Source organism: Bradyrhizobium cedriense (genome assembly GCF_054602315.1).
Window position 1 is genome coordinate 432,233 of record NZ_JBTSWB010000007.1, and the last position, 24,615, is coordinate 456,847.

Here is a 24,615-nt window from a genome sequence, read left to right on the forward strand (position 1 = left end):
CTCGTTACGCTACACCTTCAATGAAAATCCCGGGACGGCGGCAGGATGCGGACGTTGCGGGGATGGCGGACTTTTTGCGCCGGCATGTCCGCAAGCGCGCGAGGGTCTTCGTTGAGCGGCTCGACGACGGTGGCGCCTGCCGGTACCGGATGCTTGCGGCTCAAGGCATCGTTGGCGAGGCCGATCAGATCGTGCGAGCGGTCGACCATGCGCTGGGCGATGAGATGCGTCACCTTCTCGGGGCTGCTCTGGATGTAGCCTTCGACCAGGATGAGACGTGCGCCCATCACCTCCTTGCGATACTGCTCCATGATCTTGGGCCAGACCACGACATTGGCGATGCCGGTCTCATCCTCCAGCGTCATGAACACGACGCCGCTGGCGCTGCCCGGCCGCTGCCGCACCAAGACCACGCCGGCGCAGCGGACGCGGCGCCGCTCGTTCTCGTGATTGATATCCCTGCAAGCCACCACGCGCTCGCGCGAAAACATCTCGCGCAAAAATTCCATCGGGTGGCCCTTCAGCGATAGCCGGATGGTCTGGTAGTCCGCAACCACCTGCTCGGCGCGCGGCATCACCGGCAATGGCTTTGCGCCTTCGTCCGGCTGCTCGCGGGCGGTCGCCGCCTCGAACAGCGGCAGCGGCACGTCGTCGGGCAGCCGCCGCACCTGCCACAGCGCTTCGCGGCGGTCGAGCCCGAGCGAGCGGAAAGCGTCGGCATCCGCCAGCAGGATCAGCGCCCGCTTGGGCAGGCCGGTGTCGCGGGCGAAGTCTTCTAGCGAGGTGAAGGGACGGCGGTTGCGCGCGGCAATGATGCGGTCGGCCCAGTCCTGGACTTTCTCCACGTCGTCATTCCGGGGCGATGCGTCAGCATCGAGCCCGGAATCCATTCCTCCAGGCGCGTGCGGCCCGATGGATTCCGGGCTCGCGCTACGCGCGCCGCGGAATGACAGCTGAGAGCATTTCAGCCTTTCCTCATCCTCATCGAGCCAATGAAAGCCGTCGATCTGACGAAAACCGAGGCGCACGGCGCAATATTTGCCACTCCCCTGCTCCAGCGTGTTCTGCGCGAAGCTGTAGGACACGTCGATGTCACGCACCTCGACACCGTTCTTGCGGGCATCGCCGACGATCTGCGCCGGCGCATAAAAGCCCATCGGCTGCGAATTCAAGAGGCCGCAGCAGAAGGCGTCGGGATGATAGTGCTTCAGCCACGACGAAATGTAGACCAGTTGCGCAAAGCTCGCGGCATGACTCTCAGGAAAACCGTAGGAGCCAAATCCCTTGATCTGGTCAAAGCAGCTTCTGGCGAAATTGGGGTCGTAGCCGCGCGCCACCATGTTGCCGATCAGCTTCTCCTCGTACTGGCCGATGGTGCCGACATTGCGGAAGGTCGCCATCGAGCGGCGCAGGCCGTTGGCTTCCTCGGACGTAAAATGTGCAGCCTCGATCGCAATGCGCATCGCCTGCTCCTGGAACAGCGGGACGCCGAGCGTCTTGTGCAGCACCTTGTAGAGTTCGTCCTTGTCGCCATGCTCGGGCGATGGCGAGGGATAGCTCACCTTCTCGAGCCCGTTCCGCCGCCGCAAATAGGGATGCACCATGTCGCCCTGGATCGGCCCCGGCCGCACGATCGCGACTTCGATGACGAGGTCGTAGAAGGTCCGCGGCTTCAGGCGCGGCAGCATGTTCATCTGGGCGCGGCTCTCGACCTGAAACACGCCGAGCGACTCTCCATCACACAGCATGTCGTAAACCCTGGGATCGTCCTGCGGGACACTCGCCAGCACCCAGCGCTCGCCCTTGTGGTCCGCAATCAGGTCAAAACATTTGCGGATGCAGGTCAGCATGCCGAGCGCCAGCACGTCGACCTTCATCATGCTGAGCGCATCGACGTCATCCTTGTCCCATTCGATGAAGGTGCGGTCGTCCATCGCAGCGTTGCCGATCGGCACATAGGTGTCGAGCCGGTCCTGCGTCAGCACGTAGCCGCCGACATGCTGGGAGAGATGGCGCGGGAATTCGATCAGCTCGGTCGCAAGCTCGACCGCGAGATTGATCATGGGATTTTTGGGATCGAGCCCGGCCTGCCTGACCTGCATGTCGTTGAGGCCCTTGCCCCAGCTGCCCCAGACGGTATCGGCGAGCGCGGCGGTGACATCCTCGGTCAGGCCCAGCGCCTTGCCGACGTCGCGGATGGCGCTGCGCGGACGGTAATGGATCACGGTGGCAATGATCGCGGCGCGGTGGCGGCCGTAGCGGCGATAGACATATTGCATCACCTCCTCACGCCGCGAATGCTCGAAATCGACGTCGATGTCCGGAGGCTCCAGCCGCTCCTTGGAGATGAAGCGCTCGAACAGGAGATCAACCTTGGTCGGATCGACCGAGGTGATGCCGAGCACGTAACACACGGCCGAATTCGCCGCCGAGCCACGGCCCTGGCACAGGATGTTCTGGCTGCGCGCGTAATGCACGATGTCGTGCACGGTGAGGAAATAGTGCGCGTATTTCAGCTCGGCGATCAGGGCGAGCTCCTTCTTCAGCGTCGCGCGCAGCTTGTCGTCGATCTTGCCGCCGAAATATTTGTCGACGCCGGCCCAGGTCAGATCCTCCAGATGTCCTTGCGCGGTCTTGCCCGGCGGCACCGGCTCGTCGGGATATTGGTATTTGAGCTGATCGAGCGAGAAGTCGATCCTGTCCGCAAAGCGCATGGTCTCCGCGATCGCTTCGGGGAAATCACGAAACAGCCGCGCCATTTCCCGCGAGGGCTTCAGGAACCGCTCGGCATTGGCCTCCAGCTTCCGTCCGATTGCATCGATCGTGGTCTTCTCCCGGATGCAGGTCAGCACGTCCTGGAGAGGACGGCGCGCGGGATGGTGATAGAGCACCTCGTTGGTCGCAAGCAGCGGCACTTGGACTTTTGTCGCGAGATCATCGAGTCGCGCCAGACGACGCCTGTCGTCGCCGCGATAGATCAGGCTCGCCGCCAGCCACACGCCTGCGGCGCGACTGTCCTTCAGCTTTGAAAGAACATTCAGCGCCTGCTCAGGCTCGAAGCGATGCGGCAACGTCAGGACCAGCAGCTGGCCTTCCGAGAACTCCAGGAGATCGGCGAAGGTGAGACGACAGTCACCCTTTTCGACCCGCATGCTGTCGTCGCCGCGCTTGCCCCGGGTGAGAAGCTGGCACAGCCGACCATAGGCGGCGCGGTCGCTCGGATAGACCAGGATGTCGGGCGTGCCGTCGACGAAGACGATGCGCGCGCCGATCAGCAGTTTCGGCTTGTGCAGCACTTCGGCATTGTCGAGCTCCTTGTAGGCGCGCACCACGCCGGCGAGCGTGTTGTGGTCGGCAATGCCGATCGCGGGGATCCCGAGGATGCTGGCCTGATGCACATAGGCGCGCGGATCCGAGCCACCGCGCAGGAAGGAGAAATTGGTGGTGATGCCGATCTCGGCATAGGCGGGCGCGCTCATGCGAAGAGACCGTGCACATACCAGTTGGGGGAAACAGGCTTGCCTTCGCCGTCGAACGTCTCCCCCTCGTAAAGACCGTCGCGAAAGATCCAGAAGCGCAGGCCTTCGGCATCCTCGATGCGGAAATAGTCCCGTGTCAATTGCTTGCCGTCCTGCCGCCACCATTCCATCGCGATGCGCTCGGGCCCCTCCACCCGCACCACCGCATGCAGCGCGCGGCGCCATGTGAATTGATGCGGCGGACCATCCGGCACGGTCGCGAACGGCACCTTGATCGGCTCCGGCTTGTCGAACAGCCGTAAGGGGCGCCGCGGCGGCTCGCTCTCGGTGCGCGCCGGCCATTCGGCCTGCATGGCGGCGGCGAGTTGATGTTGAGCGGGGACGGACAAAACCGCGCGTTCGGGGATATGGGTGTCCTGCGGCAGATGCACGACGACGCGCTTTCCTCCGATGCGCGCGGCGATGCGGTCGATCAGCGCAGCAATCTCGTCATTGTCGTGGACATGCGCATCGAGATCGCGCTGCTCCTGCACCACGATCTCGGTGCGGCTCGCCGACAGCCGCACCATGTCGAACCCGAAGCCGGGATCCAGCGGATCTGCGAGCGCATCGAGGCGTTCGCGGAACAGGCGGTCGATCACGGCGCTTCGCGTCACGGGGCGTCCGGTCTCGACCGCGATTGCGCGCACCACGCCGTCGGTACGGAAGAAGGCTGCATCGAGACGCCGCGCGCCTTTGCCCTGCTTCTCCATGGACGTAACAAGCGTCTCAGCCAGCCGCGACAGCGTCATCGCGATCATGGTGTCGGTCGCGACCGGCTCGGCAAAACGCTTCTCCACGATGTAATCCGGCAGCGGTTTGCGCGGATTGATCGGCGCATCGCCCTGTCCCAGCGCATGCGCGAGAAGCGTGGAGAACCGCGCGCCGAACCGTGCCGTGATTTCGCTCGGCGAGCGCGAGGCGACATCACCGATGGTCTTCAGACCGGCACGACGCAAGCCGGTGGTGATCACCTCGCCCGCCCCGAGCGCGGACACCGGAAGCCGGCTGATCGCCTCCGCCTCCCTGCCATCGGCCACGATGGTGCCCGTGGCCTGCCGCGTCAGCGTGCGGGCGCAGACCGAGGTGCTCGCGATCGCAGCGCTGACGGCAAAGCCCTGCCGGCCGAGCGCCCGAACCAGCATCTTCAGCAGCGCCGCCTCGCCGCCGAACAGATGCGCGCAGCCGGTGATGTCGAGGAACAGCCCGTACGGCGGATCGAGCGCCACCAGCGGCGTGAAGCGGTCGCACCAATCGGCGATATCGCTGAGCGTCTTGGCATCGGCAACAGTATCGGCATCGAACACCTTCAGGTCAGGACACATCGCCCGCGCATTGGCCAAGGGTTGGCCGATGTACAGGCCAAGGCGCTCGGCGGCCTCGTCCAGCGCATGGATCACCAGCGCATTGTTGTCCTTGATGACGACGATGCTCGGCTCATGATTGGCTTTACCCAGCCCGGCGCTGCTGAAAAACCGCTGGATCCTGTCGATGGGCAGGCGCGGCAGCCAGAGGCTGAGAATACGTCGACGGCTCACTGAACTGGCACTCATCACAATTCCATTCCATGATCCACCGGCCGCATGGGCCATGACGATTGCGCAAGAGCTCGGCATCGAACACCGGCGCGCCCCAGGCACTCCATACTGAACTCGGCGGCGAATGCGCTGCGCGCAGCATCCACCTGGTCTCCGCGGTCGACGGCAAAGGTTGCGCGCCCATGCGCAGCAGAAGCCCGGTGACACCGGAGCCTTGCGCGGCCAACGTCAGCTTGCGGCTCGCCACGAGATCGAACTGCCTGGTTTCGCCCCAGAGTTCGAGCACGACGGCGCCCAGCGCATCGCAGGCGAGCGCATCGGCCGAGGTGCGCAGCGCGCTCTCGACATCGGCGGCGCGCACCATCACCACGCGGCGCGGATCGAGGCCGAGCTCGGATAGCCCGCTCATCGACAGCGCGCCCGTCTCCATCTCCGAAAAATCCTGCCGCACCCACAGCAGCGGCCGACGCGCGCTCACGCGTCCGGCAAGACCCATGACAAACCCCGTTGCGGCAGCGCCCTGACGCCCTTCGCAAAACACCTCGTGGATCGCCGCGCGCGCGAGCCCGCCCTTCAGCGCGCAATCGGCCTCGCCGTGGCCGAGCGCGACGCGATCGCGCTGATGCACGACCTCCGCCGTCTCGATGCGCTCGATCTGGCCGCGCAAGATCGCAAGCGCGCTTCCACGTGCGGTGGCGCATGATCCGCCAAAGTGTGAGCGGTTTGGCGACAAGATCATGCGCCCTCTCAAAAAGAAGAGCGCGATCGGACGCAAAACCGGCGACCACTTTTGCTGATCGCGCTCTGCATGCTCGCCGCTCCTTCAGGGGTGATTGCCGTGGCTCTCCCAAAAGAGAACCAGCGGCTGGCTCATTTGTTCATGATATGTTCTAATATAAAGCTAACGGGGCCAGAAGAGTCAATTGAATTGGCGCTCAATCGGATTCGTGAGCTAAATCAAGGGGATTCCAGGATGGACGTACAACGCAAGCTGGAAATCCTGGCGGATGCCGCCAAGTACGACGCGTCCTGCGCCTCCAGCGGCACCGAGAAGCGGGATTCCAGCGACGGCAGGGGCATGGGCTCGACCGCGCCCGGCATGGGCATCTGCCATTCCTACGCGCCGGATGGACGCTGCATCTCGCTGCTCAAGGTGCTGCTGACCAACGCCTGCAATTACGATTGCCTCTATTGCGTCAACCGCGCCTCCTCCAACGTGCCGCGCGCCCGCTTCACCATCGACGAGATCGTCAAGCTCACGCTCGACTTCTACCGGCGCAACTACATCGAGGGCCTGTTTCTCTCCTCCGGCATCATCCGCAGCCCCGACTACACCATGGAGCAAGTGGTCAGTGTCGCGCGCAAGCTGCGCGAGGAGCATCATTTCCGCGGCTACATCCATCTAAAGACCATTCCGGAGGCCGATGATGCGCTGATCGCGGAGGCCGGCAAATATGCCGACCGTCTCTCCATCAACATCGAGATGCCTGAGGAGGGCAGCCTGCAGCAATTCGCGCCCGAGAAGGACGTGCGCGCGATCCGCCGCACCATGGGCCGGCTCCGGCTGAAGCTGGATGAGGCCGAGGACAGCCGCAGCGCAAAGTCAAAGGCCAAGCCGCAGCGCTTCGCGCCCGCCGGGCAAAGCACGCAGATGATCGTCGGCGCAGATAACGCCTCCGATCACACCATTCTCCACACCAGCGCCAATCTCTACGGCGCTTACCGGCTGCGGCGCGTCTACTATTCCGCGTTCAGCCCGATTCCCGACGCCAGCCGTGCGCTGCCCTTGCGCGCGCCGCCCTTGCTGCGCGAGCATCGGCTCTACCAGGCCGACTGGCTGATGCGGTTCTACGGATTCGACGTCGGCGAGATCGTCGACGACAGCGCGATGCTGCCGCTCGATATCGATCCAAAGCTCGCCTGGGCCTTGCGCCATCGCGACCGTTTCCCGCTCGACGTCAACCGCGCCAGCCGCGAGGAATTGCTGCGCGTACCGGGCTTCGGCACCAAGGCGGTCGAACGCATCATCGCGACGCGGCGCACCACGACGATTCGTCTTGCCGATCTCGCGCGGCTGCATGTCCCCAGGAACAAGGCACTGCCGTTCATCGTCCTAAGCGATCACCGCCCCTCGCCGCACCGCCTCGACGAAGCGCGGCTGATCGACCGGTTCAAGCCGAAGGCAACGCAACTGGGATTTGGCTTCTGATGCAGTATATCACCCTCGACAGCGAAACCGATTTCGATGGCTGGCGCAAAGCCGCGCGGACGCTCGTGCTTCATCACATGAAGCCAGCCGACGTCACCTGGGCCGTACAGGGTGGCGAAGCAGAGCTGTTCGCGCCACCCTCGCCCTCTCCGATCCTCGAGGTGAACGACGGCACCTTCAACGTACCCGCGAAATTCGTCGAGCTCGCCAAAGCCGCGATCCTTCATCGCGATCCCCAGCGCTTTGCAATCCTCTATCGCCTGCTGTTTCGGCTGAAGAACAACCACGATCTCATCGACGTCGCGACCGATCCTGACGTCGCGCAAGTCACGGCCATGGCAAAGGCGGTCTTTCGCGACGAGCACAAGATGCACGCCTTCGTCCGCTTCCGCGAGATCGGCCGGGAGCGCCAGGCGCATTACGTCTCCTGGTTCGAGCCGGAGCATCACATCGTCGAGCTTGCGGCGCCGTTCTTCGCCAAACGCTTCGCCGACATGCCCTGGTCGATCCTGACGCCGGACCTCTGCGCGCACTGGGATGGCCACGCACTGTCGTTCGCGCCTGGCGTCAGCAGGAGCGAAGCGCCGGGCGAAGACCGGCTGGAGGAAACCTGGCGGCGCTATTACGCCAGCATCTTCAATCCAGCCCGGCTCAAGGTGAAGGCGATGCAGGCCGAGATGCCGAAGAAATATTGGAGGAACCTGCCCGAGGCTTCGATCATTAAGCCCCTGATCGAGGACGCCGAACGGATGACCGGCGCCATGATCGCCAACGCCGCAACCGATCCGCACAAGCCTCAGAAGCGGCCGGAGGCCCCGATGAAACGCAAGCTTGCTGCCGACGATCTCGAAGCGCTGAGTGAGGAGGCCGCGCATTGCCGCGCCTGCCATCTCTACAAGGACGCGACCCAGACCGTGTTCGGCGAAGGCCCGAAGTCCGCCAACATCATGCTGGTCGGCGAACAGCCCGGCGACAAGGAAGACCTCGCCGGCCATCCCTTCGTCGGCCCCGCGGGGCAGATGCTCGACCGCGCGCTGGCGGAAGCTGGCGTCGATCGCAAGAAGGTCTATGTCACCAACGCGGTCAAGCACTTCAAATTCGTGCCGCGCGGAAAGATCCGCCTGCACCAGAAGCCGAACACACCCGAGATCCGGGCGTGCCGGCAATGGTATGAGCGGGAAGTTGCGGCAATCCAGCCCGATCTTATCGTGGCGATGGGCGCCACCGCCGCGCAGAGCGTGTTCGGTAAGATCACTCCCATTGGCAAGAACCGTGGCCGGCTCATCGACCTTCCCGACGGACGCAAAGCGCTCGTCACGGTGCATCCGTCCTATTTGCTGCGGCTGCCCGATCCGGAAGCCAAGGTGCTGGAGTATCGGCGTTTCGTCGAGGATCTGAAGATCGCCGCCGGCTTGCAGAAGAAGGCCGCACGGGCTGCCTGAATACTGGCAGGAAAAGGCATCGCGCCTTGGTCGTCCATCCGATCTCTCAAGAACAAAGAACCCGTGCAACACACGGGCCCCTTCACTTGTGCTTCGAGCTTGGCCTTACGACGCCGCGAGCTGCTCCTCGACCAGCTTGACCCAGTAGGACGTACCGTAGACAATCGCCTCGTCGTTGAAATTGTAGGCGGGGTGGTGCAGGCCGGCGCTGTCGCCGTTGCCGCAGAAAATGAAGGCGCCGGGCCGCGCTTCCAGCATGTAGGCGAAATCCTCGCCGCCCATCAGCGGCGCCATATCGTGCACATTGGCCTCGCCTGCGACCTGCTCCGCAATACGCCGCGCCACCTCGGTCTCCGCAGCGTGATTGTTCACCACCGGATAGTTGCGCTTGTAGTGCAGGTCGAGCTTGGCACCTGTGATCTGCGCCACGCCCGCCACCACTTCACGCACGCGCTTCTCGACCAGCTTGCGTACCTCCGGCGACAGCGTGCGGATGGTGCCCCTCAGCGTCGCGGTCTGCGGAATGACGTTGCGCGCGTGGCCGGCGTGGAATTCGCAGATCGAGATCACGGCCGATTCAAGTGGATCGACGCTGCGCGCGACGATCGACTGCAGTGCCGTGATCACCTGCGCACCTACCAGCACGGAATCGACGCATTTGTGCGGACGCGCGGCGTGGCCGCCGAGGCCCTCGATCAGGATATCGACCTCGTCGGTCGCCGCCATGATCGGACCCGGCCGGATCGCGAACGAGCCGACCGGGATGCCAGGCCCGTTGTGCATGCCGTAGACCTGCTCGATGCCGAACCGCTCCATCAGGCCGTCCTTGACCATGGCCGCGCCGCCGGCGCCACCCTCCTCGGCCGGTTGGAAAATCACGACGGCATCGCCGGCGAAGTTGCGGGTCTCGGCGAGATAGCGCGCCGCACCCAGCAGCATCGCGGTGTGGCCGTCATGACCGCAGGCGTGCATCTTGCCAGGGGTCTTGGAGGCGTAAGGCAGATTGGTCTGCTCCTCGACCGGCAGCGCGTCCATGTCGGCACGCATCCCGATCGCCTTGAGCCCGTCGCCGGCGGGCCTGTTGCCCTTGATCACGCCGACCACGCCGGTCCGGCCGAGGCCGGTCACGACCTCGTCGCAGCCGAACTCCCGCAGCCGGTCCGCCACGAATGCTGCGGTGCGGTGGACGTCGTATAGCAGCTCCGGATGCTGATGGATGTCCCGGCGCCAGGCCTGAATATCGGGCTGCAGGTCGGCGACGCGGTTCAAGATGGGCATGGATAGTCTCGAGCATTGATGGAAATCCAGGAGTGTCTACCATGCAAGCCCCGGTCCACCCAACCGCCGCGGATCGGGGTCGGGCCCTGCCCGTGCAGCATGGCCGGGCTTGTCCCGATCCGCTGCGTCTGCCTATTAGACGGAACGCAAAGTGACCATCCGGGTGGAAGCAGAATGCCAAGGCGGCTCGAAGGTGAGTTTGACTACATCGTTGTCGGGGCCGGCACGGCGGGCTGCATTCTCGCAAATCGACTCTCGGCCGACCCGAAGAACCGCGTCCTCATTCTCGAGGCCGGCGGCGACGACAACTGGATCTGGTTCCACATCCCTGTCGGCTATCTCTTCGCCATCGGCAATCCGCGGTCGGACTGGATGTTCAAGACCGAGGCCGAGCCCGGCCTGAACGGCCGCTCGCTGGCCTATCCCCGCGGCAAGGTGATCGGCGGCTGCTCGGCGATCAACGCCATGATCTCGATGCGAGGCCAGGCCGCCGACTACGACCACTGGCGCCAGCTCGGGCTGACCGGCTGGGGCTATGACGACGTGCTGCCGATGTTCAAGCGACTTGAGGATCACTTCCTCGGCGCGAGCGAACATCATGGCGCCGGCGGCGGCTGGCGCATCGAGGCGCCACGGCTGTCGTGGGCCATTCTTGATGCCGTGGGCGACGCCGCCGAGGAGATGGGCATCAAGCGCATCCCGGATTTCAATACCGGGGACAACGAAGGCACCAGCTATTTCCACGTCAACCAGAAGCGCGGCAGACGCTGGTCGTCGGCACGCGGCTTCCTCAAGCCTGCGCTGAACCGCCCCAATCTCCGGCTCGAAAAGCATGTGCTGGTCGACCGCCTGGTCATCGAACAAGGTCGCGCCGTCGGCGTGCGCTTCATCCGGAACGGCGAGATCATCGAGGCGCGGGCGAAGCGCGAGGTAATCCTTTCGGCCGGCTCGATCGGCTCGGTGCAGGTGCTGCATCGCTCCGGCATCGGCCCGGCCGACTGGCTGTCGCCGCTCGGCATCGACATCGTCATGGACAAGCCCGGCGTCGGGCGCAATCTTCAGGACCACCTCCAGCAGCGCGCGATCTACAAGGTCGAGGGCGTGCGCACGCTCAACGAGACCTATTACAACCTGGTCCGACGCGGCTTGATGGGCCTCGACTACGCCTTCCGCCGGCGCGGGCCGCTGACCATGGCGCCGTCGCAGCTCGGCATCTTCACGCGCTCGGATGCGACGCGCGCACGCGCCAACATCCAGTTCCACGTGCAGCCGCTGTCGCTCGACAAGTTCGGCGATCCTCTGCACCGCTTTCCTGCCATCACCGTCAGCGCCTGCAATCTCCAGCCGACCTCGCGCGGCACCGTGCGCCTCCGTTCCGCGACGCCGGAGGAAAAGCCGATCATCGCGCCGAATTACCTGTCGACCGATGACGACCGCCAGGTCGGCGCCGACGCCATCCGCACCACCCGCCGCCTGATGCAGCAGAAGGCGCTCGCGAAATATCGTCCCAGCGAATATCTGCCCGGCCCCTCCGTCGGCGACGACGACGTCTCGCTCGCAAAGGCCGCCGGCGACATCGGCACCACCATCTTCCATCCCGTCGGCACCGCGAAGATGGGCGCGGCGAACGATCCGATGGCGGTGGTCGACGAGCGGCTGCGCTTCTACGGCCTCGAAAGCTTGCGCATCGTCGACGCCTCGATCATGCCGACGATCACCTCCGGCAACACCAACACGCCGACTGCGATGATCGCCGAGAAAGGCGCGACGATGATCCTGGAGGATGCGAAGTAGCTCCCGCCACCATGATCAATCCGCACCGGTTTTCGATCGGCCCCGCCGACGCGCAAATTGCCATGCTGCAATGGGGCGAGCGCGGCAAGCCGCCCGCCCTCCTCGTGCACGGCACCGGCTTCGTCGCCGCCGTCTGGGACGAGGTCGCGCGGGAACTTGCATCGAGCTACACCGTCTATGCGTTCGACCGCCGCGGCCACGGCATCAGCCACAAGCCCGGAGCCTATCATTTCCTGGATTATGCCGAAGACGTCTGCCGGGTGATCGATGCACTTGAGCTGCGCGACGTCTACGGCATCGGCCACAGTGCGGGTGCGACCGACCTTCTGCTCGCGGCGAAACTTCGTCCCGGACGTTTCACGCGCCTGTTCGTGATGGAGCCGACCGCGATGGACCCGCGCGCGGCGCGCTCCGGAGGATTGAACGACGAATCCCTCGCCCGCGTCGACGGCACGCTGCGCCGGCGGGCGGAGTTCGACAGCGCCGACGCCGTGTTCGAGCGCTACCGTTCTGCGCCGGCGTTTGCAGATTGGACCGAGACCTCGCTCCGCGCCTATGTACAACACGGCTTCGTGCCACTCGACGATGGCCGGGTCCGACTCTGCTGCACGCCGGAGATCGAGTACGCGATACTGCGTCCGATCTATGAGGCGATGGAGCAGGTTTACGTTGGCGATGCCCGCGGCAATCCGTTTGTCGGACTCACCGAGATCGATTGCCCTGTCCGCGTCACGACTGCCGCAAAGTCGGGGCCGATCTACAAGGAGATGGCGTCGCGCGCCGTGTCACTGATTCCACGCGTCAGTGCGATGGTCTTTGACGGCGCCGGACACTGCGTGGCACAGGAAGTGCCGGCACGCGTGGTGGAGGCCGTGCTGGAATTCGCAAAATCCGGCCCGTAGCCAGATGGAGCGAAACGTAGTCCGGGGGCCGTAGAACCCTGAATCCCACATTCCGCTTCGCTCCATGCGGGCTACAACCACCCGCCAGCTGTCCGGACTGCGCCGCGGAATTTGCCGCACGGCGCGAGATGCAGCGCGTGCTCGCCGACACCAATCTGCGCTACACCGCGCCGGCAAGACTGCGAAGCCGTCTCGAAGCCTCGCTGCCTGGGCCGCAACGCCAGCAACCGACCCGCCCGCCCCGTGCTGCGCGGCCTTGCGATGGGCTCGGCGGTCTCCGCGCTCGCAGCCTCCGGCGTCGTCGCATTGGTGCTGCGCCAGGACGACCGGCAGCGAATCCTCTCGGAGGTTGTCTCCGTGCATCTCGATGTCGCCCCGCCCGTCCTCGATCTCACCGCGCAAGGTTTTGCGCTGGTCGGCGGCCGGCTCGACTATATCGACGCGCGCGCCATCGGCGCCGTCGTCTACCGGCGCCGGCAGCACGTGGTCAATCTGTTCGTGTCGCAGACGTCGAACGCGGAATATCGCGCGCCGGAGACCGAAACCATGCAGGGTTTCAACTGCCGCCGCTGGGGCAATCGCGGCCTGAACTTCTGGGCCGTCAGCGACATCGGCAACGACGAACTCGCCGAGTTCGTCGACAAGTTCGAGGCGGCGATGAAGGCGAATGTGGAGGGGTAATTCCGGCAATGTATCATGGAACGATACATTTCCCTTGCATATGTATCAGATTATGATACATTACCTGAGTGATCAGGACGTTTCGAGGCAAATCAACTGAAGCGGCTTTAACGGCGAAAGTCCCAAGGGCTTTCCGGCCGACCTCGTGAAGGTTGCTCGCCGGAAATTGCGCTATTTGCATGCTGCAGCCGAACTCGGCGACTTAAGGGCACCGCCCGGCAACCGCCTGGAGGCTCTTACGGGCGATCGTAAGGGCCAGCACTCGATCAGGGTCAACGATCAGTTCCGGATATGTTTCGTCTGGACGACGGATGGTCCGGCTGAGGTCGAGATCGTGGACTATCACTAGGAGAGCACGACGATGGCAAAAAAACTCAAGCCCATGCATCCTGGTGAGGTTCTGCGAGAGGAGTTTCTAGTCCCGCTGGACATGTCCGCTGGTGCGCTCGCCAAGACTTGCGGCCTGCCGCGCACGCGCATCGAGCGGATTGCGAGTGAGCAGACGGGGATCACCGCCGATACTGCACTTCGGCTTGCCAAGGCGCTCGGCACGACCGCCGAGCTTTGGCTTAATCTTCAGAACGATTACGACATCCAGATCGCCAGACGCGATCTCGGCAAGGCGCTCGACCGCATTGAGACCGTGAACAAGCCCAAGGCGGCCTGACCAGATCATTGGCCTGCACCAGCGAGCCTCAATTTTTGCTCCGCCACTCGGGTTCGACCGGGCACTGGCGATAGAAAAAGTACTGGGTTCGATCATCCGTCCTGCGAACGCCGAGCTCTGATGGGGAGACCACCTTGTACTTGGGGTCTCCGAGAATTGAGGATTTAGGGGTCCATTCTTCGTCTTCCGAGCATCGTCGGAGACCACAGAACCTTATCGTGTAGAGGTTCTCGGCCCCCGATCGATCTGGAGACAAAATCGCTCGTTGCAGTTTCTCTTCCACGTACCGGAAAGATCGCTTTGGGCCCGCGCGGCTTGGCTCTCAACGAAGACCGCAAGCACAAACATCAGCAGCAACTGAGGGGTTCCACCGTTCTCGCGACGCTTGCAACAAGCTGCATCGCGTGCCCGCACGACAAGCCTCTCAGGACCCGCCTACGCCGACCGTCGCACCGCGTTGTCCACCAGCGTCTTGCCGAGCGACCAGATTGCGCCGGGGACCTTGTGGCTGCCGGCGATGACGTCATCGAAGGCTCGTTCGATCCAGCCGCAGTCTTCATCGGTGATCGTGAGCGGAGGCAACAGCTTGATGGTGTGGCTGCCGTGACCGGCGACCTGGGTCAGGATTTTGTGATCCTTGAACAGCGGCACGGTGATGAGCTGGCAGAACAGGCCCTTGTTGGCGGTCTCCAGCACGTTCCAGGAGGCGCGAAGGCGCAGCGATTTCGGGGGGCCGAACTCGACGCCGATCATCAAGCCCTTGCCGCGCACTTCCTTCATCAGCTCGTAGCCGGGCACCATGCGCGTCAGCGCGAGGCGCAGCTCGGCGCCGCGCTTTGCGGCCGACTCGATCAGCTTCTCGGACTCTATGACGTCGAGCGTGGCGATGCCCGCAGCCATGGCGAGGTCGTTCTTGGAGAAGGTGGAGCCGTGCACGACCGCCCGGTCCATCTGGTTGAAGATCTTGTCGAAGATGCTCTTGCGCGTCAGCACCGCGCCGACGGGCACGTGGCCGCCCGACAGCGACTTCGACAGCAGCACCATGTCGGGCTCGACGTTCCAATGCTCGACGGCGAGGAAGCGGCCGGTGCGGCCCATGCCGGTCTGGATCTCGTCGGCGACGAACAGCGTGCCGTATTTCTTGCAGAGCGCGGCCGCGCCGGGCAGGAACTCGTCGGTGGGCATGTTGACGCCCTTGCCCTGGATCGGCTCGACGACGAAGGCCGCCACCTCGCGTGAGGCCAGCGCCTTTTCCAGCGCGGCCAGATCGTTGAACGGGATGGAGGTGCAGCCCGGCAGCAGTGGCTCGAAACCGGTGCGGAAATTCGAGTCGCCGGTCAGCGACAGCGCACCATAAGTCAGCCCGTGATAGCCGTGGGCGCAATAGACGATGCCTGGACGGCCTGTGGCCCCGCGCGCGAACTTGATCGCGGCTTCGACGCATTCGGCGCCGGAATTGGCGAAGAAGACCTTGTCGAGATAGGGAACGTATTTCAGCAGCCGTTCAGCGAGCACGCCCGCGAGCGTCGAGACATCGAACTGGACGAGGTTGGGCAGATCGGCATCGAGCACGCTCTTGAGCGCCTCGCGCATGACAGGATGATTACGCCCGATCGCAAACACGCCGAAGCCGGACAACAGGTCGAGATAGCGCGCGCCCTCGCGATCATAGAGGTACTGCCCCTGCCCCTTCTGGAAGCCGACATCGTAGCCGATGGTCTTGAGAACCCGAACGAACTGCTCGTTCAGATATCGGTTATGCAAGGTGCTGCGCTGGGCCTGACGGTCCGCGAATAGCTGAGACATGTCTGGATTTGGGCTGTGCATCCGCTACATACTTCGCTTGAGGGCCGTCTCGTCAACTGAAAACGGACCGTTACGGAAAACGGTCGGTGAGGCCTTTTGCCCTTTTTCGGACCATCTTCGCAAGCACAGCTTTTAGATCATGTTGCACTGCCAAGGAACCATCATGCGTTTGGCCCTTTACACCGGACTAATACTAGCTGGCGGTTACACCTGCCTGACACCCGCACTCGCTGCAGACCCGACCGGCGATTGGCGGGTCGCCGACGGCGTAGCCAACATTCGTGTCGCCCAATGCTATGGCAGCATGTGGGGCGCGGTCTCCTGGGAAAAGCAGCCCGGTGGGCGTGACGAGAACAATCCGGATGCCTCGAAAAAGACCAGGCCGACGCTGGGCATGGCGACCCTGATCGACATGAAGAAGAAGCCCGGCGTCGATCAGTGGGAGGGACAGGTCTACAACGCCAAGGATGGCCAGCTCTACAGCGCGACCATCACCCCGGCCGGGACCGATCAGCTCGAAATCAAGGGCTGCGTGATGGGCTTCCTCTGCGGCGGCGAAACCTGGACCCGGGTTGCTCCGCCGATCCCCTCGAGTCCTGCCAACGCCATGGCCAAGGGCGCGCCGAAATCCGGCGGCGCCGCGCCCAAGGCCCAGGGAGCCCAAGCGGCCCAAGCCGCGACATCCGCCACCGCAGCTGCGCCCGCAGCTCCGAAGGCCGCCGGCGCGGCCAAGCCCGGTCAGAAGAGCGCCGCCGACCCCGTCGGCGACATCTGCCTACTCCCTGAGATTGCGGGGTTTGCCCATTAGGGCCGGCTGGAACAGCAGCACGGCGGCGAGCGTCGTCACGAGCGAGAGTGCCAGCAGCTTGCCCATGCTGGACGTGCCGGGATGACTCGACAGCCACAGGCTGCCGAACGCGGTCGCCGTCGTCAGCGCACTGAAGAAGATCGCGCGTGTCAGGCTGGTCTGGAGCAGGTTTGTCCTGCCCGAGCGCCACGCCACGACATAATAGATCTTGAAAGCGACGCCGACGCCGAGCAGCAGCGGGAAGGCAACGATGTTGGCGAAGTTGAGCGGCAGGCCTATCAACACGCAGATCTCGAGCGTGACTGCGCCGGCAACCAGAAGCGGCACCAGCGTCATCAGCACGTCGACGAACCGGCGTAGCGTGATCCACAGCAAAAGCCCGATCACCAGCAGCGCATAGATGCCGGCGTGGATGAACGCCTTCACCACGGTGTCGCCGGATTTCAGGATCGAGACCGGTCCGCCGATGGCGGTCGGCTCGGCCTCCAGCACCGCCGCCGCGAATTTGCGCAGCGTGTCGTTGTCGTTTGGATCGCCCTTGGGCAGCGCCTCGACGCGGATGATGCCATCCTTGCTCTTCCAGCCGCTGACGAGATCGGGCGGCAGTGACTTCAGGGTGACCGGCTCGGCCTGCATGGCTTTCCTGAGCTGGTCGAACACGATCTTCATTGGCGTGACGAACACGTCCTGCGCCTTGTTGCGCGTGGCCTCGTCGCCATTGGCGAGCTTTTCGAGCGCGTCTGCAAGACGGCGCGAGGCGACGGCGCCGGGTCCCTTCGCGTCGCCCGCCGTCCGGCGCAGATTGTCGACCGAGGATTTCAGCGACTCGACATTCTCCTGATCCGACGGCGCCGCATCGATCTGGTCGGGGTTGAGCGCGGGATTCAGCACCTTGGCGCCCTGCGCGAGCAGCTTCAGCTTCGGCGGCTGGTCCTGCGGCACGAAGCTGTCGAGCGACATCACCCGCAGTACCTCAGGCACTTTCTCCAGCTTCGCCTCGACCTGCCTCGCCTGCTCCTCGGACGTGGTCATCACATTGATGGCGTTGGCGCCAGTGTTGGGATCCTTGCGCAAATCGAGGAAGGTCGCGATTGATTCCGCTTTCGGGTTGCGCAGGTTCATCGGGTTGAAGTCGAACTTCATGAAGTAGAGCAGCGGGAGGCCGCCGAGCGCGAGCAGCAGCGTGCCACCGACGATCAGCACGCGATGCTTCTCCAGGAAATGATCTAGCGGCGCCAGGAAGGCGTAGCCGACGGGCTCCGGCTCGCCGGGCGGGTTCAGAAGCTTGAGCAGCGCAGGCAGCACGGTGATGCTGGACACGAACGCCACCAGCATGCCGACACCGGCGATCTGGCCGAGCTCCGAGATGCCCTTGTAGTCGGTCGGCATGAAGCAGAGGAAGCCGGCCGCGGTGGCCATTGCGGCCAGCGACAGCGGCACCGCCGAACGCTTGGCAGCCAGCACCAGCGCACCCGCGAGGTCATCGTGCTTGTAGCGCTCGGAGCGATAGCGGACGCTGTACTGGATGCCGAAATCGACGCCGAGGCCGACGAACAGCACCGCGAACGCGATCGACAGCAGATTGAGCGAGCCGACCATCATCAGGCCGGCCGCTGTCGTGATCGCAAGGCCCACGAAGAGATTGACGAACACGGCGAAGATGATCTTCGCCGAATGCAGCGCCAGCCACAGGATCAGCAGCACGACCAGAACCGTGCCGATGCCGTTGACGACGGCGCCCTCCTGGACGGTCGCGTATTCCTCGTTGGCGATCGGGACCGGGCCGGTGAGCCGCACCCGCGCCTGGTATTTGGTGGGAAAATCGAGCTCGGCCGCGGCCTTGCGGATCGCGTCGGTGGCATCCTTGCCAGGCTCCAGCGCATTGTAGTCCAGGATCGGCTTGAACTCGATGAAGGTGCGCTTGTCCGAATCCTGCAGCGGCTCGTCGCTGACGAGCTCGCGCCAGGAGAAGCTCGCATTGCCCTTGTTGAGCACGGTCTCGACCGTCTGCGCGATCAGATTGAACGGACGCTCAGTGTTGTCGAGCTTGACCTGGCCGCGCTTGACGCCAGCAAGTCCCGTCTCCAGCGCGCCGGTGAGGCCCCGGATCGAGGGGTCGCCAGCCATGATCTCGATCAGGGGCGCGGCGGCTTCGAACTGACCGGTGATCTTGCCGACCTCCTCCGTCGGCAGGAACAACAAGCCGTTCTTCTCGAAGAAATCGCCGCTGCCGAGTTGCTGCATCGACAGGAAGTTGGTCTTGTCGTCCTTCAGCCTGGCATAGAGCGCGTTTGCCGCAGCGCTCGTCATCTCCGGCGTCCGGGCCTCGACCACGGCCAGGATCGTTTCGTTCTGATCGAACGCCTTGTCGAATTGCTGGTCGCGCTTGCGCCAGTCGAGATTCTGGGAAATCAGCGAATTGATGTCGGTGTTGATGGCGAAGTGGCGCGCGGCGTAATAGCCAGCTCCCACCGATAGCAGGAGCCCGAGAAGGACGACGAGGGAGGCAAACCGGGTGCAGGCCCTGACAATGGCAACGACTACGCTTTGCAGCACTTCTTTTCTTTCTGCGGTTAAACAGCTTGCCGGAAACGCCCGCTGTTTATCGGAGTTCCCGGGCGAAACCTATTGCTGTTTTGAGTGGTTCTCGCCGGCACAAGGTTCGAGGTAAACGGCGGAGACCGTGGCTAAAATGTTGCGGGGCGTCGGTATAGCCGGGGAGTTGAGGCGGGAAAGTGACGAAGGATGATGCACGAGTGTCGCGCACTGGGCACAAGGCCCGTATTACTATAATACCATCTAGACTGTCGATGAATGTTCCGCCCTTTCTTTGTTGCCGATTTTTTGACACAAAGTCTTGCGCCTCCATGCGCGGGGAGCCCACGAGGGTGGTAGGCTACCGTACGGCGAACCAATGGTGCGGATATTGCAACTCACTGGTCAGTATCGGGGTGCCGCCGGGGACTGACGAAAGCGGATTGGTGCAACTTGCGTGACGGGCGTCCAATGGAAGTTTATCTGGCGCAACCGCGCGGCTTCTGCGCGGGCGTGGTGCGTGCGATCGAAATCGTGGAACGGGCGCTGGAGAAGTACGGCCCGCCCGTCTACGTGCGCCATGAGATCGTGCATAACAAATACGTCGTCGAGAGCCTCAAGGCCAAAGGCGCCATCTTCGTCGAGGAACTCTCCGAGGTTCCGCCGAAGGCGGTGACGGTCTTCAGCGCCCACGGCGTTGCCCGCAGTGTCGAGGAAGAGGCTGCCGCCCGCGACCTTCCGGTGCTCAATGCCACCTGCCCCCTGGTCACGAAAGTTCACAATCAGGGGAAGCGCTACATCGGCAAGGGGCGGACACTGATTCTGATCGGCCATGCCGGCCACCCGGAGGTCGAGGGCACGATGGGCCAGGTCCCGGGGCCGGTGCAGCTTGTCCAGCGCGTCGAGGAGGTTAAGGCGCTCACATTGCCGGCGGATACGCCAGTGGCCTACATCACCCAGACCACCCTGTCCGTCGACGATACCAAGGACATCATCGCGGCCCTTCAGGCCCGCTTTACAGATATTCAAGGCCCGGATATCCGGGATATCTGCTATGCGACACAGAACCGCCAATCTGCTGTAAGGGACTTGAGCAAGCTGGTCGACGTGATCTTGGTGGTGGGCGCCGCCAACAGCTCGAACTCGAACCGGCTTCGCGAAATCGGCACTGAGGCCGGCGTCGCGAGTTATTTGATTGCCGACGGCAGCGAGCTCAATCCGGAATGGTTGAAGGATGCCAGGACCGTCGGCGTCACGGCCGGCGCTTCGGCGCCCGAGGTACTCGTGGATGACGTGATCGAAGCGATGCGGCGGATCGGACCGGTGAAGGTCTCGGTGCTGCCGGGCCGCGAGGAAAACATCGAATTCCGGCTTCCGGCCCAACTGGCTGCGAGCTGACCCACCCGAATTCAAAGCCCAGAAAGAAACTTGTAATGGCCATCCCGTTCTTCAAGGAAATGCGTATCGGCGGCTATTTGCTCAAGCAGAAACTGCTTGGCCGCAAACGCTATCCGCTCGTGCTGATGCTGGAGCCGCTGTTTCGCTGCAACCTCGCCTGCGTCGGCTGCGGCAAGATCGACTATCCCGACGCGATCCTCAATCGCCGCATGACGGCGCAGGAGTGCTGGGACGCGGCCGACGAGTGCGGCGCGCCCATGGTCGCCATTCCCGGCGGCGAGCCGCTGATCCACAAGGAGATCGGCGAGATCGTGCGCGGGCTCGTTGCGCGTAAGAAGTTTGTCTCGCTCTGCACCAACGCGCTGCTGCTGGAGAAGAAGCTCGATCTGTTCGAGCCTTCGCCCTACTTGTTCTTCTCGGTGCATCTGGACGGCCTGCGCGACCACCACGACAAGGCGGTGTCGCAGAAGGGCGTGTTCGACCGCGCCGTCTCCGCGATCAAGGCGGCCAAGGCGCGCGGCTTCACCGTCAACGTCAACGCCACCATCTTCGACGGCCATCCGGCCGAGGAGATCGCGAAGTTCCTCGACCTCACCGTCGAGCTCGGCGTCGGCGTGTCGATGTCGCCGGGCTACGCCTATGAGCGCGCGCCGGACCAGGAGCACTTCCTCAATCGCACCAAGACCAAGAAGCTGTTCCGCGACGTCTTCGCCATGGGCAAGGGCAAGAAGTGGAATTTCATGCATTCCGGCCTGTTCCTCGACTTCCTCGCCGGCAACCAGGAATACGAGTGCACGCCGTGGGGGATGCCCGCGCGCAACATCTTCGGTTGGCAGAAGCCCTGCTACCTGCTCGGCGAAGGCTACGCCAAGACCTTCAAGGAGCTGATGGAGACCACCGACTGGGAGAGCTACGGCACCGGCCGTTACGAAAAGTGCGCCGACTGCATGGCCCATTGCGGCTACGAGCCGACGGCTGCGACCGCAGCGCTCAACAACCCGCTGAAGGCGATGTGGGTGTCGCTGCGCGGCATCAGGACTTCTGGCCCGATGGCGCCGGAGATCGACATGAGCAAGCAGCGACCGGCGCAGTACATCTTCTCGGCGGAAGTGCAGAAGCGCCTGTCGGAGATCCGCAAGGACGAGGCGGCTGCCGCACAGGCGAAGGCGGCGCAGAAGGCTTCGACGGCGGCGTAAGCGCGCCAAAAGCAATTGCGAATGGAAAAGGCCCGGTCGCCAATCGCGACCGGGCCTTTTCTTTTCCTTCGTCTGCTCGAAGAAGCCGCTCAGGCCGCCTCGGAGACAAGCGCCTCGCTGCCGGCGAGCTCGGTGCCGGCGAGTTCAGTGCCGATCAGGAAGTCACGGCAGCCGCGCAAGGAGCGCAGTGCGCGGTTGAAGTCGAGGCCGGTGGAGACCAGCGCATGCAGCGTCGTCGGGTTGCGCGCGATGCCGCGCAGGACGGCCGGCAGGTCGATCTGGCCGTTCGGCTTGATGGCGGCGCGGGCGAGCGCCGGCAGCGCGCGATGGGCCGGATCGCTGATGACGCGGACCGCGGCGAACGGCAGGCCAGCCTCGGCGGCGTAGGCGGCCGCGATGTGGCTCTCCATGTCGACGGCGAATGCCCCGGTCTCCGAATGCAGTGCCGCCTTGCAGGACCGCCCGGTGACCACCTCCTCGGCGCCGGCGAGGCTGCCGCGCACCACGCGGCGACGGCCCGAAGTCAGGCGCTCGATCAGGTCGTCGCCGAGCGACAGCCCGGCGGCCCAGCGGGTATCCCCGGACAGCACCTCGGTCGCCAGCACGACGTCGCCGGACCGGAGCGTCGGATCGAGCCCGCCGGCAACGCCGAACGAGATCACGCCGCGAATCGTCTCAGGATCCACCACGGTCAGAAGCGCCCGCAACTGAGTCGGGCTGCTGGATGAACAGATGACTGCCATTCCGGGCCCAGCCGCGATGCGGGCCTCCTGAACCAGTCCGGTCACGATCAATATCGGCCGGGGATCGATGGCTTGAGCCCCGGTAACGCAGTCCCCCGTCCCCAAAGTCACATTCCGACCCCTACCACCCTGCTGTTGGTGTTCCGCAAGTTCCGATACCGCGCCAATGCCCACAGCGGGAAGAACTTTGGGTAACCATGATAACGTAGATAGAATACACGGGGAAAGCCCGTGGCGGTGTACCGCTGCTCGTCCCACAGCCCTTTTTTGTTTTGTGTTGCAATCAGGTACTCCACCCCGCGGGCGACGGCCGGGTGATCAACCTCGCCTGCCGCCATCAGGGCAAGCAAGGCCCATGCCGTTTGCGAGGCCGTCGAGGGGGCGGCCTCCCAGCCCTTGTAGTCCAGCCGGTAGCTGACGGCGTCCTCGCCCCAGCCGCCATCCTCGTTCTGGATCGAGGTCAGCCAAGCCGCGGCCCTGCGAATCATGGGGTCGTTGTGATCGACCCCGGCCATGTTGAGGGCACAGAGCACCGACCAGGTTCCGTAGATGAAGTTCATGCCCCAGCGGCCGTACCAGGACCCTTCCGGATGCTGGGTCTTCCGCAAATAGGCAACCCCGGCGGCGACGTGCTTGCTGGTCTCCTCGGTCTCGCCGAGCTGGGCCAGCATCGAGATGCAGCGCGCCGTGACGTCCTCGGTCGGCGGGTCGAGCAGCGCGCCGTGGTCGGAGAATGGGATGTTGTTCAGGTAATATTCGAGGTTGTTGACGTCGAAGGCGGCCCAGCCGCCATCGTCGCTCTGCATACCCTCGATCCACTCCCGGCCGCGGGCGATCGCGGCGTCGTAACCGGTTGCGCCGTGCTCCCGGCGCATGCGGTCCATCGACATCACCACGACGGCGGTGTCGTCGAGATCGGGATAATGCGCGTTGTTGTACTGGAAGGCCCAGCCGCCGGGGCGCACGTCGGGCCGCTTCACCGCCCAGTCGCCCTTCACCTCGAGCTCCTGCTTCGGGATCAGCCAGTCGAGTCCTTGCTTGGCCGCCGGCACCGCCTTGTCGCCGCCGGCTTCCAGCAGCGCATGCGCCGTCAGCGTCGTGTCCCACACCGGCGACACGCAGGGCTGGCAGTAGGCCTCGTCGTCTTTGATCACCAGCAGCTTGTCGATGCCCCGGCGCGTGATCGCACGCGGCGGATAATTCTCATCCTTGCCGAGAGCATCGTACATCATGACGATATTGGCCATCGGCGGATAGATCGCGCCCATGCCGTCCTCGCCGTTGAGGCGCTCCTCGGTGAAGGCGAGCGCGGCGTCGATGGCGCGCTTGCGCAGGCTCTTGGGAAACATCGGTTCGATCACGCGCAGGATCGCATCGAGCGAGCGGAACAGCAGGAACCAGGCCATGCTCTGGTGCGGCGCCTTGGCGGTCATGCCGATCGAGCGCGGGTCCTGGAGGAACAGCTCGTCGATGCCGACGCCCTTCGGATTCTTCGCGCGCGGCTTGAGCGCTGCGAGCACCATCAACGGCACCATGGTGGTGCGCGCCCAGTAGGAGATCTTGTTGAGGTGGAACGGCGACCAGAATGGCAGCAGCACGATCTCGATCGGCAGCACCGGCACCGCGCGCCAGGTCACGACGCCGAACATCGCCAGCATGAAGCGCGTGAAGACGTTGCTGTTGATGGCGCCGCCGCGTGCGTGGATCGCCTCGCGCGCGCGCACCATGTGCGGAGCGTCGACGGAATCGCCGATCATCTTCAGCGCAAAATAGGCCTTGACGCTGGCGCTCATGTCGAACTCGCCGTCATGTACCAGCGGCCAGCCGCCATGGGGGCCCTGGATGCGGCGAAGATAATTGCCGATCTTGGCTTCGAGCACGGCATCGACCGGCTCGGCGAGGTAATGGCGCAGCAGGACGTACTCGGCCGGGATCGTGCAGTCGGCCTCAAGCTCGAAGACCCAATGGCCGTCGGATTGCTGGAATCCCATGACGCCTTGCGTCGCTGACGCAATGCTCGATTCCAACACCTTCGATTCCAATTTCTTCGATTCCAGGGCTTCGCGGCTGGTCGCGTTCACGGCATCCATGTCGCTCGAT

At 64.1% G+C, this 24,615-nt stretch carries 16 protein-coding genes and 2 pseudogenes; 10 read left to right on the forward strand and 8 right to left on the reverse strand.

The annotated features are described in order from the left end of the window. Positions 1 to 17 precede the first annotated feature (17 nt). From ACYCVF_RS27440 to ACYCVF_RS27450, 3 genes are read right to left on the reverse strand one after another with little or no spacing between them, the layout of a single operon-like run. Positions 18 to 3,479: an error-prone DNA polymerase gene (locus tag ACYCVF_RS27440; RefSeq protein WP_459601617.1), complete on the reverse strand. Its 3,462-nt coding sequence runs from the start codon at positions 3,477 to 3,479 to the stop codon at positions 18 to 20. After that, a complete protein-coding gene (locus tag ACYCVF_RS27445; RefSeq protein WP_459601619.1) occupies positions 3,476 to 5,071 on the reverse strand; it encodes a Y-family DNA polymerase in 1,596 nt (531 codons plus the stop codon). The genes ACYCVF_RS27440 and ACYCVF_RS27445 overlap by 4 nt, the downstream gene beginning before the upstream one ends. Continuing rightward, complete coding sequence (locus ACYCVF_RS27450) at positions 4,968 to 5,795, reverse strand: ImuA family protein (RefSeq protein ID WP_459601621.1); 828 nt, start codon at positions 5,793 to 5,795, stop codon at positions 4,968 to 4,970. The genes ACYCVF_RS27445 and ACYCVF_RS27450 overlap by 104 nt, the downstream gene beginning before the upstream one ends. A gap of 234 nt (positions 5,796 to 6,029) precedes the next feature. On the opposite strand from ACYCVF_RS27450, the gene ACYCVF_RS27455 reads away from it, so the two are divergent. Then, on the forward strand, positions 6,030 to 7,265 hold the full coding sequence (locus ACYCVF_RS27455) for a putative DNA modification/repair radical SAM protein (RefSeq protein WP_459601623.1): 1,236 nt from the start codon (positions 6,030 to 6,032) through the stop codon (positions 7,263 to 7,265). Next, the gene (locus ACYCVF_RS27460) at positions 7,265 to 8,707 is read left to right on the forward strand and encodes a UdgX family uracil-DNA binding protein (RefSeq protein ID WP_459601625.1); all 1,443 of its coding nucleotides are present in this window, start codon (positions 7,265 to 7,267) and stop codon (positions 8,705 to 8,707) included. Before ACYCVF_RS27455 ends, ACYCVF_RS27460 begins: the two co-directional genes overlap by 1 nt. Before the next feature lie 105 nt (positions 8,708 to 8,812). Here the strand turns inward: ACYCVF_RS27460 and ACYCVF_RS27465 are convergent, their stop codons facing one another. Beyond that, positions 8,813 to 9,985 (reverse strand): M20 aminoacylase family protein, encoded by a 1,173-nt coding sequence (locus ACYCVF_RS27465; protein WP_459601627.1) that lies wholly within the window; start codon positions 9,983 to 9,985, stop codon positions 8,813 to 8,815. Positions 9,986 to 10,159: 174 nt separating this feature from the next. Between ACYCVF_RS27465 and ACYCVF_RS27470 the strand changes: the two genes are divergently transcribed. The 5 genes and pseudogenes from ACYCVF_RS27470 to ACYCVF_RS27490 all read left to right on the forward strand — a co-directional run bounded on the left by ACYCVF_RS27470 (position 10,160) and on the right by ACYCVF_RS27490 (position 14,029). Next, positions 10,160 to 11,779, forward strand: coding sequence for a GMC family oxidoreductase (locus ACYCVF_RS27470; protein WP_459601629.1), 1,620 nt, complete (start codon positions 10,160 to 10,162; stop codon positions 11,777 to 11,779). Positions 11,780 to 11,790: 11 nt separating this feature from the next. Then, complete coding sequence (locus tag ACYCVF_RS27475; RefSeq protein WP_459601631.1) at positions 11,791 to 12,681, forward strand: alpha/beta fold hydrolase; 891 nt, start codon at positions 11,791 to 11,793, stop codon at positions 12,679 to 12,681. 83 nt (positions 12,682 to 12,764) lie between these two features. Further along, positions 12,765 to 13,362 (forward strand): annotated as a pseudogene (locus tag ACYCVF_RS27480) (anti-sigma factor family protein); the annotation flags it as partial. 68 nt (positions 13,363 to 13,430) lie between these two features. Next, positions 13,431 to 13,711: pseudogene (locus tag ACYCVF_RS27485) on the forward strand (type II toxin-antitoxin system RelE/ParE family toxin). Positions 13,712 to 13,723: 12 nt separating this feature from the next. After that, entirely contained in the window at positions 13,724 to 14,029 is a 306-nt protein-coding gene (locus ACYCVF_RS27490; RefSeq protein ID WP_459601633.1) for a HigA family addiction module antitoxin, read from the forward strand. A gap of 435 nt (positions 14,030 to 14,464) precedes the next feature. Here ACYCVF_RS27490 and hpnO read toward each other — a convergent pair whose 3' ends face one another. Further along, positions 14,465 to 15,856, reverse strand: a complete 1,392-nt coding sequence (gene hpnO / locus ACYCVF_RS27495; RefSeq protein WP_459601635.1) for an aminobacteriohopanetriol synthase HpnO — start codon at positions 15,854 to 15,856, stop codon at positions 14,465 to 14,467. A gap of 142 nt (positions 15,857 to 15,998) precedes the next feature. Here hpnO and ACYCVF_RS27500 point away from each other — a divergent pair, with 142 nt between their 5' ends. Beyond that, entirely contained in the window at positions 15,999 to 16,643 is a 645-nt protein-coding gene (locus ACYCVF_RS27500; RefSeq protein WP_459601637.1) for a DUF2147 domain-containing protein, read from the forward strand. Here ACYCVF_RS27500 and hpnN read toward each other — a convergent pair. After that, complete coding sequence (hpnN, locus tag ACYCVF_RS27505; RefSeq protein WP_459601639.1) at positions 16,611 to 19,199, reverse strand: hopanoid transporter HpnN; 2,589 nt, start codon at positions 19,197 to 19,199, stop codon at positions 16,611 to 16,613. The two genes, ACYCVF_RS27500 and hpnN, sit on opposite strands and share 33 nt — an antisense overlap. Before the next feature lie 450 nt (positions 19,200 to 19,649). Here hpnN and ispH point away from each other — a divergent pair, with 450 nt between their 5' ends. Together ispH and hpnH are read left to right on the forward strand one after the other, a co-directional pair. Beyond that, on the forward strand, positions 19,650 to 20,576 hold the full coding sequence (gene ispH, locus ACYCVF_RS27510) for a 4-hydroxy-3-methylbut-2-enyl diphosphate reductase (RefSeq protein WP_459601819.1): 927 nt from the start codon (positions 19,650 to 19,652) through the stop codon (positions 20,574 to 20,576). Positions 20,577 to 20,611: 35 nt separating this feature from the next. Next, positions 20,612 to 21,772 (forward strand): adenosyl-hopene transferase HpnH, encoded by a 1,161-nt coding sequence (hpnH, locus tag ACYCVF_RS27515; protein ID WP_459601641.1) that lies wholly within the window; start codon positions 20,612 to 20,614, stop codon positions 21,770 to 21,772. An 89-nt stretch (positions 21,773 to 21,861) separates the two neighbouring features. Here the strand turns inward: hpnH and ACYCVF_RS27520 are convergent, their stop codons facing one another. Together ACYCVF_RS27520 and shc are read right to left on the reverse strand one after the other, a co-directional pair. Continuing rightward, positions 21,862 to 22,626 (reverse strand): phosphorylase, encoded by a 765-nt coding sequence (locus ACYCVF_RS27520; RefSeq protein WP_459601643.1) that lies wholly within the window; start codon positions 22,624 to 22,626, stop codon positions 21,862 to 21,864. Then, positions 22,623 to 24,605 carry a squalene--hopene cyclase gene (gene shc / locus ACYCVF_RS27525; RefSeq protein WP_459601645.1) on the reverse strand — a complete coding sequence of 661 codons (1,983 nt, stop codon included), beginning with the start codon at positions 24,603 to 24,605 and terminating at the stop codon, positions 22,623 to 22,625. Before shc ends, ACYCVF_RS27520 begins: the two co-directional genes overlap by 4 nt. Between the last annotated feature and the right edge of the window lie 10 nt (positions 24,606 to 24,615).